This is a genomic window from Chitinophaga sp. 22308, from assembly GCF_052045305.1.
In the GTDB taxonomy this organism is placed as follows: domain Bacteria; phylum Bacteroidota; class Bacteroidia; order Chitinophagales; family Chitinophagaceae; genus Chitinophaga; species Chitinophaga varians_A.
The window spans coordinates 1-15,458 of record NZ_JBQEOP010000003.1 but is presented as its reverse complement, the minus strand read 5'-3'; the positions used below and the strand labels follow the sequence as shown (position 1 = coordinate 15,458).

General features: G+C 47.4%; 11 protein-coding genes. All 11 read left to right on the top strand.

Features of this window, described 5'->3' with window-relative positions; all coding sequences use genetic code 11:
* Positions 1 to 2: 2 nt before the first annotated feature.
* Complete coding sequence (locus ACTJJS_RS11795) at positions 3 to 245, top strand: phosphopantetheine-binding protein (protein WP_168875163.1); 243 nt, start codon at positions 3 to 5, stop codon at positions 243 to 245.
* Positions 242 to 1,492 carry a beta-ketoacyl synthase N-terminal-like domain-containing protein gene (locus tag ACTJJS_RS11790; protein WP_440663828.1) on the top strand — a complete coding sequence of 417 codons (1,251 nt, stop codon included), beginning with the start codon at positions 242 to 244 and terminating at the stop codon, positions 1,490 to 1,492. The genes ACTJJS_RS11795 and ACTJJS_RS11790 overlap by 4 nt, the downstream gene beginning before the upstream one ends.
* 18 nt (positions 1,493 to 1,510) lie before the next feature.
* A complete protein-coding gene (locus ACTJJS_RS11785) occupies positions 1,511 to 2,755 on the top strand; it encodes a hydroxymethylglutaryl-CoA synthase family protein (RefSeq protein ID WP_440663827.1) in 1,245 nt (414 codons plus the stop codon).
* Positions 2,746 to 3,513: an enoyl-CoA hydratase-related protein gene (locus ACTJJS_RS11780; RefSeq protein ID WP_440663826.1), complete on the top strand. Its 768-nt coding sequence runs from the start codon at positions 2,746 to 2,748 to the stop codon at positions 3,511 to 3,513. Before ACTJJS_RS11785 ends, ACTJJS_RS11780 begins: the two co-directional genes overlap by 10 nt.
* Complete coding sequence (locus ACTJJS_RS11775; protein WP_168875167.1) at positions 3,510 to 4,256, top strand: polyketide synthase; 747 nt, start codon at positions 3,510 to 3,512, stop codon at positions 4,254 to 4,256. The genes ACTJJS_RS11780 and ACTJJS_RS11775 overlap by 4 nt, the downstream gene beginning before the upstream one ends.
* Before the next feature lie 10 nt (positions 4,257 to 4,266).
* Positions 4,267 to 5,226, top strand: a complete 960-nt coding sequence (locus tag ACTJJS_RS11770; RefSeq protein ID WP_440663825.1) for an acyltransferase domain-containing protein — start codon at positions 4,267 to 4,269, stop codon at positions 5,224 to 5,226.
* Positions 5,227 to 5,263: 37 nt separating this feature from the next.
* On the top strand, positions 5,264 to 7,285 hold the full coding sequence (locus ACTJJS_RS11765; protein WP_440663824.1) for a hypothetical protein: 2,022 nt from the start codon (positions 5,264 to 5,266) through the stop codon (positions 7,283 to 7,285).
* A 41-nt stretch (positions 7,286 to 7,326) separates the two neighbouring features.
* Positions 7,327 to 8,613, top strand: a complete 1,287-nt coding sequence (locus tag ACTJJS_RS11760; RefSeq protein ID WP_440663823.1) for a cation:proton antiporter — start codon at positions 7,327 to 7,329, stop codon at positions 8,611 to 8,613.
* Between the two features lie 96 nt (positions 8,614 to 8,709).
* The gene (locus tag ACTJJS_RS11755) at positions 8,710 to 9,987 is read left to right on the top strand and encodes an MFS transporter (protein ID WP_440663822.1); all 1,278 of its coding nucleotides are present in this window, start codon (positions 8,710 to 8,712) and stop codon (positions 9,985 to 9,987) included.
* Positions 9,984 to 10,736: a 4'-phosphopantetheinyl transferase family protein gene (locus ACTJJS_RS11750; protein ID WP_440663821.1), complete on the top strand. Its 753-nt coding sequence runs from the start codon at positions 9,984 to 9,986 to the stop codon at positions 10,734 to 10,736. The genes ACTJJS_RS11755 and ACTJJS_RS11750 overlap by 4 nt, the downstream gene beginning before the upstream one ends.
* Positions 10,737 to 10,764: 28 nt before the next feature.
* A partial coding sequence (locus ACTJJS_RS11745; RefSeq protein ID WP_440663820.1) for an SDR family NAD(P)-dependent oxidoreductase occupies positions 10,765 to 15,458 on the top strand: 4,694 nt, incomplete at its 3' end.

The window sequence follows — 15,458 nt, the reverse complement described above, 5'->3', positions numbered from 1 at the left end:
AAATGAAAGATAAGATCATTAATCTGATAAAGGAGAATCTCATAGAAATCATTCCGGAGCTGGAAGGTACCACAGTGATGAGTGATGTAAGTCTGGTAGATCTTGGCGCGAATTCGATTGACAGGGCGGAACTTATTACCGTTACGCTGGAACGATTGCAACTGGACATTTCACGTGTTGAATTTGCTACTGCAAACAGCATTGAGGACATAGCAACATTGATCGAAAAGAAGCTGCCGGCATGAGCGGAATGTCTGTACGTGTAACGGGAATGGGCATCGCAACACCGGTCGCCACGGGTTGCCGGTCATATACAGCCGCCATCAGCAAGGGAGAGACCCGGTTCTCGATATTATCAATGGAATCAGGAGGGGAAATATTCAGATTTCCTTTCAGCGGGTTGGAGACAAGCTCTTTTCAGCCGTTGACGGAGACGCTGCAGCTGGATGGAGATATTATCCGGAAGGCCAAACAGTTCAGGCATATTTCCCATAGCACCCGGACTGGCTTGTATTGCGCGCTGGAAGCCTGGTCAGACGCTGGTCTTAACGGGGATAACACAGATCTGTCAAGGGTGGCTGTCATCTCTTGCGGCAGTAATACGCAACATGCGATGTATAAGGATATCATGGACAATTACCATGACAAGCTGCGGTTTATCAACCCGGCTTACGGATTTGGTTTTTTTGATACGGATATCGTGGGGGTACTGTCTGAATTACTGAAGATACGTGGTGAAGGGCATTGTATAGGCGCGGCTTCCGCCAGTGGCAATATGGGGATCATAAACGGCTGCCGGTTGCTGTTGGGAGGTGAATATGACGTCGTGTTGGTGGTGGCGCCTCTTATGGACCTTTCCGTGTTTGAATACCAGGCCATTGCCGCCCTTGGTGCGATGGCTCCTGTAGCGGATGTTCCGTCGGCTATCTGCCGGCCCTTTGATAGAATGCATAACGGGTTCGTGTACGGACAATCTGCTGGCTGCATGATATTGGAATCGGAGACGCATGCAGCCGCCAGGAACAGGAGCGCTTATGGAACGATCAGGGGGTACGGGGTATGTATGGATGCGAATAGGAATCCGAACCCATCGGCAGCAGGTGAAAAAACGGCGATTATAAAGGCGATTACCGCGGCCAACCTAACGCCTGCGCAGATCAGCTATGTTAATACACATGGCACGGGCTCCAAGGCCGGTGATCTGGCTGAAGTGGAGGCCATACTTGGTGCTGGCTTGGCAGGTGTCAGGGCTAACAGTACGAAGTCGCTCATTGGGCATGGATTGTCCGCAGCCGGAGTGGTGGAAGCTATTACCACCCTGTTACAAATGAATGGCGGCTTTCTCCATCCTACGTCTAACCTGGACAATCCGGTCAGTAATGAAATAGACTGGGTAAGGGGCACAATGATCGAAGCCGGGATTGAATACGCTGTCAGCAACGGTTTTGGCTTTGGTGGAATAAATACCGCCATTGTTTTAAGTAAGGACTAATATAAATGAAATTGAAAAATGAATGCCGGAATTGAAGCAATGAACATCTATTGCGGTATAGCCTCGCTGGATGTGGGCTTATTGGCAAAGGCAAGAGGTTTGGACAATCAGCGTTTTGAAAATCTGTTGATGAGAGAAAAATCAGTGCCTATGCCCTTTGAAGATCCCGTTTCCAACGGTGTAAACGCAGCATGGCCTATTATCAGCCGCCTTTCGAAGGAGGAAAGGGACCAGATAGATATGGTCATTACCTGTACCGAATCAGGGGTTGACTTTGGCAAGTCGATCAGTACCTATCTGCATCATTATCTGGGATTAAACAGGAACTGCAGGTTGTTTGAACTGAAGAATGCCTGTTACTCAGGTGCAGCGGGGCTTCAGATGGCGGTCAACTATATACTCAGCCAGTCTTCACCGGGCCGCAAAGCGCTGGTGGTTTGCACGGACATGTTGAGAATGGGGGTGGTAGAAGAGTCGCTGGAGATGGCATTTGCTGAACCCAGTTCCGGCTCAGGGGCGGTGGCTATGCTGGTCAGTGATTATCCGGTTCTATTTAAAGTAGACAGGGGGGCCAGCGGGTATTATGGTTATGAAATTATGGATACGTGCCGCCCGGTCCCCGACGCGGAGGCCGGGAATGCTGATCTTTCCCTGCTTTCTTATCTGGATTGTTGTGAGAACACTTTCAGGGAATATCAGAAAAGGGTGGAAGGTGCCGATTATCAGTCTTCTTTCGATTATCTCGTTTTTCATACGCCGTTTGGCGGCATGGTGAAAGGTGCGCACCGAACCAATATGAGAAAATTCAGAAGGGCAAAACCTGAGGAGATAGAAGCGGATTTCACCAGTCGTGTATTGCCTTCATTGATGTATTGTCAACGCGTAGGCAATATCATGGGTGCTACAACTTTCCTTGCGCTGGCCAGTGCCATTGATAACGGCAGTTTCCCACAGCCGAAAAGGCTGGGTGTTTTTTCCTATGGTTCCGGCTGTTGCGCTGAATTTTTCAGCGGCACAGTAACGGGGCAGTCAAGGGAGAAACTACGCCAGTTTGAGCTTTCCAGGCATCTTGATGAACGGATGGCCCTCTCTATGACAGAATATGAAGAAACGATCCGGGCAAATGCAGGCCTTAAATTTGGAACGAGAAATTATAAGGTGGACAAAACTGCATTCAGCGGGATTTTCAACCGACTGAAGGGAAATAACCGGTTGGTTTTCTCCGGTATAAACGACTATCACAGACTATACGAATGGGTGTAAACAACTACGCTACCATAAAGGTGTCCAGAGACAGGGCTGCGCTTACGATACAGCTGAATCTGCCAGAGACGGCGAATGCCATCAGTGTTGAACTGATGGACGAGATGATGTCGGTACTGCTGGACGTAGAAAAAGAGCCGGACATTAAGTGCATTATTCTGGAAGGTCTGTCGGACGTATTTTGTACAGGAATGGACTTTGGGAACGTACAGGATGAAAACGCGGCGGCATCTTTCGAGGATTATGCAAATAAATACTATGACATTCTTGCTTTCCTGTCATTATGCTCCAAGGCTGTGATTGCAAAAGTAACGGGAAAGGTGCTTGCAGGAGGTATTGGATTAGTGGCGGCAAGTGATATTGTTATTGCCGGGGAGGAGGCGGTATTCGCGCTGCCGGAAGCGTTGTTCGGCCTGCTGCCTGCCTGCGTAATGCCTTTTCTGATCAGACGTACGGGTGCGCAAAAAGCCCAGTGGATGTCGTTGATGACCCAGGCTGTTGATGTCGAAAGGGCTTTGCAGATAGGATTAGTAGACGAAGTCAGTAAAACGCCCGCGGACTCGGTACGTCGTTGCCTGCTTAGGTTAGGCAGACTGGAGACTGGGACAATAAAGGAGTTGAAAAACTATACATCCAAATTGTGGCTGATCAATGAAGAAACCCGGCAGCTGGCGGTCAGTAAAATTTCGTCGCTGGCACTTTCAGAAAAAGTGCGACAAACAATAGGCGGTTTTATATCAAATGGTAAACTGATATGAGTAAGGTAGTTGCATTACATGAGCTGGAAGATGGTATTGTGCTGATCGCCATGGAAGACAGGGTGTCCCGTAATACGTTCTCGAAGGAATTGGTAGCGGGATTATTAGAGGCTTTTCAGCATATCGCGGGTAATCCAAATTACAAAGTGGTGGTCCTTACCGGTTACGATAATTACTTCTGCTGTGGAGGTACTAAAGAGGAGCTTATAAGTATTTTTAAGGGAGAGATAAAATTCAATGACATTGATTTTTTTACGCTTCCACTGGAATGCCGGTTACCGGTGATCGCTGCGATGCAGGGTCATGGTATCGGCGCCGGGCTTGTATTTGGCTTGTATGCGGATTTCCCCGTAATGGCCAAAGAAAGTATTTACAGCGCAAACTTCATGAGATATGGGTTTACCCCAGGCGTGGGTGGCACAATGATGCTGCCCTTAAAGTTGGGTGAAGTATTGGGCAGTGAAATGTTATACACTGCCGGGAATTACAGGGGGGGGCAGTTGAAAGAGCGTGGTGTTCAGCTGAAAGTTTTTCCCAGGGCGGACGTATTGAAAGAAGCATTGTCGATGGCCAGAGAGCTGGCGGAGAAACCCCGTCAGTCGTTGATTATTTTAAAGGAACATTTAACCCGTCAGATTAAGGCTGGTCTGCCTGAAGTGATTGAACGGGAGTTAAAGATGCATGAGATCAGTTTCCATCTGCCTGAAGTTGGAGAAAGGATAAACACATTATTCGGACGATAAAGCTTTTCAGATGGGGAAAAGTCAATTGAAGACAGTATTTCTGTTTACCGGCCAGGGAAGCCAGTACAGGGGCATGGGGGAGCAGTTGTTCCGGTCTGAAAAAGTCTTCAGCGACAGCCTGGAAAAAAGCAGCGCTATTGTCCGGAAACAACTGGGGACCGATCTTATAGCGGAACTATATACAGTGAAAGGACCCGTTTTTGATGACCTGTTAATCACCCATCCTGCTATTGTTGCTGTTGAAATAGCTATGTACCGGTTGTTATGTTCAAAGGACATTGTTCCGGACCTGGTAGCAGGGAACAGCCTGGGCGAGTTTGCAGCTGCAGTAGTGGCTGGTGTATGGAGTGATGAGGATGCATTGGAAGCGGCTATTGAGCAGGCCAAAGCACTTATCAGGCACTGTGCAGACGGTGGCATGACAGCCGTCATCAATTGCAGCAGGCCATATCTGGAGCAGCTGTGTTCACAATACGGCTTATCTCTCGCTTCAGACAATACAAGCGGCCATTTCACTGTATCTGGAGATGCGACATGCCTGGTGAAGCTGGAAGAGGTCTTGAAAAGCGCAGGGATACCATATATAAAACTGCCTGTCAGGTATGCATTTCATTCGCCCCGTATTGCGGAGGCGGCGGGAGGATTTGCCTATTATATGGCCTGTGCGCAACAATTACGGCCTGCCCGTCGCGGATTTATTTCTGCGATGACCTGCGCATCACAAGAGCAGCTACCAGCAGATTATTTCTGGCAGGCTATAAGCAATCATACAAGTTTTCCCGCGCTTTGTCATTATATGGAACAACAAGGACCGTGCGTATATATCGACCTTGGCCCTTCCGGCACGGCTGCCACTTTTTTCAAGCATAATTTAGGCTCCGGAAGCCTGTCCCGGAGCCTGCCAATAATGACCCCTTTTCAAAAGGAAAAGCAGCAGTTAAATATGTTACACGAGCTGCTGGTGCGATAGCATGCAGATTTATACCACTTACCTTTAACTTAATATTATGGAAATTAAAAGCATTTCCGGAAATGCCGTGTCCGGTGAGGATGTTGTCACCATTGAGACACTGATTGTTGGCGGAAACTTCTCTGCCATTCCACTAGTGAGGGAGCTTGAAAAGGAGGGTAAAGCGTTTATTATTATTGCCGACGGTTATTCGATCTGGGAAAGGTTGGAGAAGAGCGGTCGCCTGGACTTTGATCTGGTAAGCAGCAAACAGTCCAGTATGTATTCCTTTGAGCTGGTGAATCATGATACAAAAGATGTTTATCCGACGTCTAAAGAGTTTCTGAGTTTCCACAGAAAGTACTTTGCAACCTATCAGCGATATTTTGTAAAAGACTGGGTAACGGAAGTGCATAACTATGACGATTTTTCTCTGGTCTATACAAGAAGCGGAAAAATATACCGTGCAACGCATGTGATGATAGCTACCGCCTTCCGGCGGAAGATTCATGATTCCATTACCAATTTTGACTTTGGGGCAGCTACCAATAAAACCATTGCGTTTACCGCCTATGGCGATTCCGCCAATCTGATCGTGTCCAAACTGATGCCGGGAAATAATCGTGTTGTGCTGTTGACCAATGGGTTTGTATGTCTCGATAAGCTTGCTTTTTTTGAAAAAGACTCCTATACGCTGGACCAGCTGGAAATGCACAACTTCCGGTATGTGTCTAAGTTTATCTATAAGCGGCTGATCGGCGGAGGGTTCAACTTCAGTGTGATGCTGCCTAAAACCGTTGGAAAATGGTTTTTCGGCGAAACGCTGCATGTTAAATATCCTATGGCAAACAGGAACTGGAAGCTGGCAAAGGAGTTGGGATGGGACGCTACAAGCCCGGTACCTAACGGATATATTGTTATCAAATACTGGCCTATCGACGCCTATCAGCGATTATATGATGATGGTCAGTTGGAGCAACATATTGAGGACGGATATCTGATGAATGATATCGGCTACTTTGTGGAACAGGGAAAAGTTGACCTTTGGTCCAAGAGTCAAACCACTATAGACACTGACACCAAGACGATTAAATGGGGAGATAAAATCGTACAATATGATGCTCTCATAGAAGGCGACCGCGAAATGCCTAACCTGCCGCTGATTATATCCAAACGCAGCGGAAGCATGGATAAACCGTATGAATATGTTTATCGCGATAATTTTATGGGTATTGCTCCCAGGGAGTTAAAGAATATTTACCTCGTAGGTTACACAAGGCCCACTTCGGGAGGACTGAACAACATCATTGAAATGCAATGTTTATTTGTTCACCGCATGATTACCGATAAAAGCTTTAATGACAGCATCTATCAGAATATAGAGGAGAGGATAAAGCAGTATGATATTGAATACTATGGAACGGCAGAGAAAAGACTGACAGACCATTTGGTGTTTTATGGGTTTTATACGCACGATCTTGCGAAATTAATCGGTATTGCGGGATCCGCGTTTGCCGGCAAAAGCGTCAAAGATATATTTAAGTACTACCTTTTCCCTAATAATGCTTTTAAATATCGTCAGGAGGGTAAGTATAAAGTAGACGGTGTAAAGGAAATGGTGGAAAAAATATGGCAGGAGCACAGCGGGTTCAGTTTGATGAAACATTACATCCTGAACTATTTGCTGATGCAGGTTAATATTTTGGCTTTTATCTGTCTGCTGCCCATGTCTGTCTTTATTAAGGTGCCCCTGTCACTTCTTTTTTTGTATAATCCGTTTATTGTACTTGTAGTGGCGCTGGCTACCAACCTGCACCGGTATCTGAACCTGTTTATTGTTTGTGCTATGGTAGCCACCTGTTTTTATCCTGGTCCGCTGATTCCCGGACTTAGCCTGCTGGCGGTGTTTGCTACCATCTTTATTGGCAGGAAAACCGGAATTACCCGTATTCCGTTTAATGATCTGAAAAACAAATCAAAGTACCACGATTTTTTCAAACGTTACAGTGAAGCTTTCAACAGGGTGGCTGAAAGGAAGAAAAGTACAGCGGTGGCCAATGCTGTTTTGACAGAAGAGTAGTTTACACATCTCATTATTTAACCTTTGATTTAAAATGTCCTATGAATAATCTGGACTTGTTTTTAGCCGTTCTTACGGCCATCATTGTTATTATGATTGTCTCCCAGGTATGTGGGAAACTGATTACCTACATTGGGCAGCCCAGAGTGGTGGGCGAAATGGTGGCAGGTGTTTTATTAGGCCCCACTTTTTTCGGATATTTTGCTCCTGAGATTTCAGACAGGATTTTTCGTGTGGAAGTGATGCCTTCCCTTTTTATTTTAAGTAATCTGGGGCTGTCGGTTTATATGTTTCTGGTGGGTGCCGAGATAGATTTTAAGCTGTTTAACAGGAAAACTTTTCTTGACGCAGGCTGGCTTTCGTTCTCGTCACTGATGATGCCGTTTGTGCTGGGAGTGCTCACGGCTTTTTGGTTTTCAGACGGATTAAAACAGCCGGCGGTACCGATGGCATCCTACATCTTGTTTATGGGGACGATGCTGGCCATCACGGCTTTCCCGATGCTGGCCCGGCTTCTGCAGGAAAAAAAGATGATCAATTCGCGGATTGGCGTACTGTCTTTGTTGTCTGCCTGTATCCAGGATGTTGTATCATGGCTGTTACTCGCTTTCGTGACTGCGATTTCTATGAATAAAGGATATGGCGAAGGTCTGAAAACGTTGGCAGGCACGGGTGTTTTTGTGGCAGTGGTCTTCCTGGTCGTGAAGCCGCTGCTGAAGTCGCTTGGAATGAAGGTTGAAAAGAGGGGATTTATGGAGCAGTTTGAATTTGGTATTATACTATTGCTGTTATTGGCGGCGGCAATGATTACAGATTACCTTGGCGTGTATTCTGTATTTGGCGGCTTTATCCTGGGCCTGGCTATTCCCCGTTCCTGCCCGACGATGGAAAAAGAACTTCGTAATAAACTCAAGGATATGGCAGTGGTGTTGTTATTGCCGATTTTCTTTGCTTTCTCCGGGCTTAAGACCAACCTGCTGGTGCTTAAGAATGCAAGCATCCTGTTACCTTGCCTCGCTATCATTGGTTTTGCTTTTATCGGCAAGTATGTTTCCTGTACGCTCACCATGAAACTGAAAGGTGCTTCCTGGCGGGACGCTTCTTCTATCGGAAGTCTGTTAAATGCGAGGGGACTGATGGACTTGCTGGTGGCTAATATCGGACTGTCTTATAATATTATTACGCCTGATCTTTTTTCTATCATCGTATTGGTCGCGGTCACTACCACTTTTGCTGCGTTGCCCTTGTATAATCTCTCCGTAGGGAAAAAGAACAAAAAGCGTGAAAGAGTTGCCGGAGAGGTCGGTGACTTGACGCTCAGCTCCTGAGCGATGCCTGGTTCACCAATGGCATGTAATAGGCCGTTATGGTTATTTTAAAAGATTTTGTTGATAAAACTGTAGGGATAAGCCGGTTTGGTTTTTATGCAAAAAGAGGAAAAAAAGAAATTTACCCGCCAGCAAAAATTAACGATCGTCATACTGGCGCTTCTCCAGTTTCTCATCATATTGGATTTTATGGTTTTATCGCCATTGGGTGCTATTATGATGAAGGAGCTGGAGATAACTACTGCCCGGTTCTCGATGGCGGTTTCGGTTTATGCTTTTAGCGCGTGTGCCGGAGGATTGGTCGCTGCGGGTTTTGCAGATATGTTTGACAGGAAGAAGTTACTTGTTCTTTTTACCGGCGGATTTATACTGGGAACATTGTTATGTGCCATGGCGCCCAACTATGAGGTATTGGTGGCGGCAAGGATTTTCGCCGGAGGTTTGGGCGGAATTGTCAGTTCTGTAAGCTATGCCATCATTACTGACTTGTTCGAGGCAAGACAGCGCGGACGCGCGATGGGCTTTTTCCAAATGGCTTTCGGGGCCAGTCAGGTACTGGGTATTCCTGTTGGCTTGTTTTTGGCCAACCGGTTTGGGTGGCATTCTCCTTTCTGGCTTATCACTTTGTGCGGGATGATGATTGCAGTTGCCCTTGTAAAATTTATTCCCTCTGTAGCGGGACATCTGAATGAAAAGCGGCAGCGCCGGGCGATACAACATTTGAAAGACGCAATTTCCAATCCCGGTTATTTAAGGGCCTTTCTTTCTATTACATTACTGACAACCGGTGGGTTTATGTTAATACCGTTGGGCAGCGCGTATGGTGTGCATAACCTGGGGCTTAAAATGGACGAACTGCCGGTGTTATATGGTGCATTGGGGGTGTTTATGATCATTGCAGCTCCGTTGAGCGGAAAGTTATGCGACTCCGTAGGCCCTTTCAGGCTGTTTGTGACCGGGTCTGTGCTGTGCGTCATACTTGTCCGGATCTATACCACGTTGGGCATCACGCCTTTATGGAGCTGTATAGCAGTGGTGATTGCGCTTTTTACCGGCGTTATCTTCCGCCAGGTTTCAGCCGGCGTGCTGATGAGCATGGTGCCTGAAACCGAAGACCGGGGCGCCTTTATGAGCCTTAATTCTGCTTTTCAGCAGATCTCCGGCGGTATCGCGTCTTATGTTGCCGGGCTCGTGGTGACACAATCCGGCAATGGTCAACTGGAACATTATTCCGACTTGGGTAATATCGTGATAGCGACGATGATCCTTTCTGTTGGTCTTATGTATTGGGTTGTCCTTTACCTCCGCACCAGGGTAACGGTGAAGGAAACCTATTTCAGCAAAAGCGTAAAAATAAAGGAGGCGCAGGAATGAATATAAACACCTGCTGTTTTACCGACAGGATTGCACTTACCCGGGACAACCGGATACTGCCGGCTGCTTGCTCGATGATCACAGCTAACATGAACGTGCTGGCCGCATATCTTCCTCAGTTGCATATTGTAGAGCGTGAATACTACGATGGCTTAAAGTCAGAGAGGCGAAAACAAAGTTATCTATTGGGCAGGGTAGCAGCAAAAAATGCTCTCGCTGCTATCGCCCCAGAAAACAAGCCCGACTCGGTTTTTATCGGCTTTGGTGTTTTCCATTTCCCTGTAGTTAAGGGACTGAAGACTCCTAACCTGCAAGTGAGCATCAGTCATACCGGCAACATTGGTGTGGCATTGGCATTTGAAGAGGAGCATCCCATGGGCATTGATATGGAAAAGGTAGATGACGATCATATTGACGCTATCAGAGACCATATCTCAGAACAGGAAAGAGCGCTTATATCGGCCTGTGGTATTGCTTTGTCAATCGGCTGTACAATTGTATGGAGCATGAAGGAGGCGGTATCGAAAGTATTGCGGACAGGTATGACGGCCGACTTTATTGTACTGGAAATAGACAGCCTGCAGCGCAACGGCATGTTTTATGAAGGAACGTTCAAATATTTAAAACAATATAAGGCTGTCGTAATCTATGTCAACGAACATGCCTGCGCCGTTGCGTTACCTAAAAAAACACAGTTCCCCCTGCTGAATTTCTTTAACGCTTTTAGTGCTGTGACGCAGAAAATTTAATATACAAACAAAAAATTTTTGAGCATATATGAGTTGGCTGAAGGATAAGGAAAGTTCTTCGGGTAAGGTCCTCTGTAGCAGGGATTACACGTTGAGCATGCCAGGTATGGTCTGGGGAGGGATGTCTGAAAACTGGCTGCTGAAAGAATTGGGTGACATCCATTGGTCTATGATCGGGGACGGACTGGGCGTGACATCAGACCGGTTAACGGACAGTAATGGAGAACGGCTCTATGCCAGTTTTGTACGTCTTTGTTGGGAAAGCAGCCAAAGCCTTGGTGCTTTTCGGGAGAACCAGCATTTGTCTGTCAACAGTGAACTATCCCGCTTTGGAAAGAAGATGTTCTTTAGTGATGCTGTATTGACTTCGTCGGAGTGTACTATTACGGCTTCGCTGATGTCCGTTTTTTCTGCGCGGAATACAGGCGACAACCGGGCGTTGAAAAATGCAGTTCCGTTGGTGCAGGGAGACGACAGAATTGCAACCCACGATAAACTACCCTCGTTTGCGCGGCAGTACTTTGATGTTAAAACGAGGTTATTCCCGCAGGAGGGACAACCAAAGGATGTGGAGTTCAGCCTGGCAGGCCATCCATTCGAGCTGGATACCACGCCTTTATTTAATATAGACTATACTATTGATCCTTTCGATGATATTAACGGCGTAGGCCTGATTTATTTTGCTGCATTTCCGAAAATCAGCGACAAATGCGAACGGCTTTATTTTAATCAACAATCAGCGGGGGCCAAAGACTGGGCGTACCGGAGCTCCTGCCTGGCACGTGATATCTATTATTTCGGAAATGCGAATCCCGGTGAGCAACTGGAATATCAGCTTGACAGCTGTGAGTTCATCACAACGCAATTGGTGCGGCTGAGTGCATCCCTTTTTAGAAAAGAAGACAAGCAGTTAATAGCGAAGATATTTTCTGTTAAGGTGGTGTCTGCCGGGGACAATGAAGATGAAGCCGAGGTGACGGCAACTGTTGATAAACAGTCTGCAGTTGATGTGGCGTATAACCGGAAATCCTTGTCTGAGGCCATTGCTGTATTCCTGTCGTCCATGTTGGGAGAGGCAACCCTGACCGGGTCTGCTAACCTCAGGTTGTATGGAATAGAGTCCGTAGTATTCCTGGAGCTTTCCGCCTTCTTACAGGATAAGTTTGGGCTGAAGAGCAATCCAAGCCGGTTTTACGGACATTCAACGATAGATGAAATCGTTTCCTATCTTTTAAACGAAGAACAGGTAACGGGTATTAAAACAGATGACCGGCGGGAAAGCCGGACAGAAGATATTGCAATTGTAGGAACAGCTTTTCGTTTGCCAGGTGCTGCTGACTGGAAAGCGCTATGGGATATTCTTGCAAATGGGCGGTCTGTTATAACCAATACGCCATCCGAAAGGTGGCGCTGGCCCTCAGGAACAGATCCGGAGAACACGCACAGGGGGCTTGGCCGTGGAGGATATCTGCCGGACATTGAAAAGTTTGATGCGACATTTTTCAGGATCTCACCGAGAGAAGCCGAATTGATGGACCCTCAGCAGAGATTATTACTGGAGTTGACATGGGAGCTGCTGGAAAAGGCCGGATATAAGGCCGGTAACCTGAAAGGTAGCAGGACAGGGGTATATATCGGTGCCAGCGGGAGTGATTATGAGCTGGTGCTGCAAAAGGAGAAAGCATTTGAGTCGGCGATCGCAACGGGTACTGCGTTGTCCATTCTGGCAAACAGGATATCGTATTTTTATGACCTGGAAGGTCCCAGCCTTCAAATAGATACAGCCTGTTCTTCCTCATTGGTGGCTATACATGAAGCGGTGAATGCAATAAGGTCTGGTGAGTGTATGCAGGCAATTGCCGGCGGAGTTCATCTGATGTGTCACTATGCCAAAAGCCTTTCTTACTATGAGGCCGGGATGTTAAGTCCTGATGGTAAATGCCAGACCTTCGATGAAAAGGCCAACGGATATGTAAGAGGTGAGGGTGCGGTGCTTTTCCTGTTGAAACCATTGACTGTAGCCTTAGCAGATAATGATCAGATACTGGGTGTTATTAAGGCTACTGCAGTCAATCATGGAGGACAATCCGGTGGTTTGACTGTTCCTAATCCCCATAGACAGCAGGAACTGTTGAAAGCGGCCTACCAGCAGGCGGGAATAGATGTGTCGACGGTAGGCTACATAGAGGCGCATGGGACGGGTACCAGTCTGGGTGACCCGATAGAGGTGACGGGATTAACGACAGCATTTAACCATCTGCAGAAACGCCATGAAACTGCATTACCTGCCGTGGCCTGGTGTGGAATAGGATCGATAAAAACAAATATTGGTCACCTGGAGGCCGCAGCCGGTGTTGCCGGTATGCTGAAGGTGCTGCTGTCAATGAAGAAGCAATATCTGCCGGCAACGATAAATTTCGATACGCTGAATAAAAAGATAGAGCTGGAAGGAAGCCCTTTTTATGTTCAGCATATCGCTCAGCCCTGGAAGCCTGCAAATAGCAGCTTACCACTCCGGGCGGGTGTCAGCAGTTTCGGTATTGGCGGTGTCAACTGCCATGTTGTGTTGGAATCTTTTACACAGACTGAAACGCCTTCCGCAAAGCTGGTTACTCCATGTATTTTCGTTTTATCAGCCAAAAATAAAAACAGGCTACTGGCGTATGTTATTGATATGCTGGCTTATCTGCAGGATATGCCTGAAGCCGACCCTGCAAGTATTGCTTACACGATGCAGACTGCCCGTGAGGAAATGGATGAACGACTGGCTATTGTGTATAGCTCTGTGAAGGAGTTAGTAGAAAAACTGCGCTGCTATACCGGAGGTACGGTGTTGAACGGCTGTTTTACCGGAAATGTGAAAACAGACGGCCAGCTGGCTGGTGCTTTCAATAAAACATCTTCCGTTGTACAACAATGGATTACTGACCGTAATCCTGAACAGCTTGCAAAACACTGGTGTTATGGAACGGCGATTGACTGGAACCTGTTATATGGGGCTAAAAAGCTTGACAGGACCGTCCTGCCGGGTTATCCTTTTGCCCGCGACTCCTACTGGGTGTCCACGTCCGAGAAGGTTGAAAGTGCAGGTGCCCAACAACTGCATCCCCTGGTACATAACAATACCTCCGACTTAAACGAACAAAGATATACCAGCATATATACCGGGAACGAACAGTTCCTGTCTGACCACATTGTAGACGGGAAAAAAATGCTGCCCGGAGTTGCTTATCTGGAAATGGCCAGAACAGCGGGTTTGTTGGCCACGGGAAAAAATGCGTCCCGGATCAGCGAAGTCTATTGGTTAAGCCCCATACGCGTAAATGATGCGCCTCAGGCGGTACATGTCCGTGTTTATCCGGACAGAGAAAATATTGGATATGAGGTATATACGAATAATGGGACAGACAGCATTATACATGCAAGAGGTCTGCTGGATTACCGGGAGCCGGCTGCCTGCCCTTCTCCTGACCTCATTGCCATCCGGCAGCGACTGGAATATTCAGCAGACAAAGATGCGTGTTATCGTTTTCTGCGTCAGCAGGGACTGGATTATAAACAAGGTTTCCAGGGAATAGAACAATTGAACTATAACGGGACCGAGGCGTTGGCAATCATCAGCCTTCCAATTGAAGCAGGTTACGGGTTGCCCCCCGGACTGATGGATGGTGTTCTGCAAACATGTCTGTGCCTTAATCTTCCCCTGCAAAAAGCAGATTTGTTACTGCCGTTCAGCATAGGAGAAGTATTGATTTATGGAGATATAGCATCACAGATGTATTGCTACGCGACGAAAAGAGGTGGTGAAACGGTATATGATGCAGTGCTGTTGACCATGGATGGAGAGGTCCGACTATTTTTCAGGGGAGTGAGTATGCTGCCGGCAAAAGGCACTGTTGCCGCTAAACAGCCGGTACTGTCAAGCTTTAATAAAAATGTTCACCTGTTTGACGCGATATGGCAAATAAGCAGTCTTGCTGAAAGTAAAAAGCAGCAATCGGTTGGCACTCATCTTTTACTGCTTGCAGGGGGGCCGCTTGGCTTGGATGAGAAGTTGCGGCAGACAATACCGGAAGCAGAAGTGATTGTTACGACTGCTGTGGAAGCAGAAGAATATTTTGTGCAGGTGTTCCTGGAGATCAGGAAAAAGATGGAAGGGAAGGCTGTAGCAAATGTGCTGGTGCTTTTTCCTGAAGAGGAGTCTTTGCGCTACAGATTTATTGGAGGATTGTTGAAAACGGCCAGCCGTGAATATCCCAGGCTTAAAAGTAAAACGATAGGCGTGGAGCGCTTGTCCCTTCAAGATATTGAAGAGCTGGCGCAGCTGGTATCTTGCGAGCTGGATACGTCAGATGCTGAAGTGCGCTACCGTGGCGGTGTGAGAGAAGTAAAGCAGTTACAGGAACTGCGATCTTCATCGTCTTCTCCTTCACCAGGGATAGGTATCCGTGCAGACGGTGTGTACCTGATTACCGGAGGAGGTGGCGGTCTTGGCCGGTTGCTGGCGTCACATATCACGAATACGCCTGGCGCCCGCGTGGTGCTTTGCGGCCGTAGCGAGGCGCCGTCGTGGGTTGCAGCGTTGCCGGCAGTGAGCTATCGCCGCTGCGACGTGGGGGATGCGGCCTCAGTGGCATCGCTGATCAGCTGGGTGCAGGACAACTACGGGGAGCTTCACGGTATTATCCACGCGGCAGGCGTGGTGCGGGACAGTTTTATCAT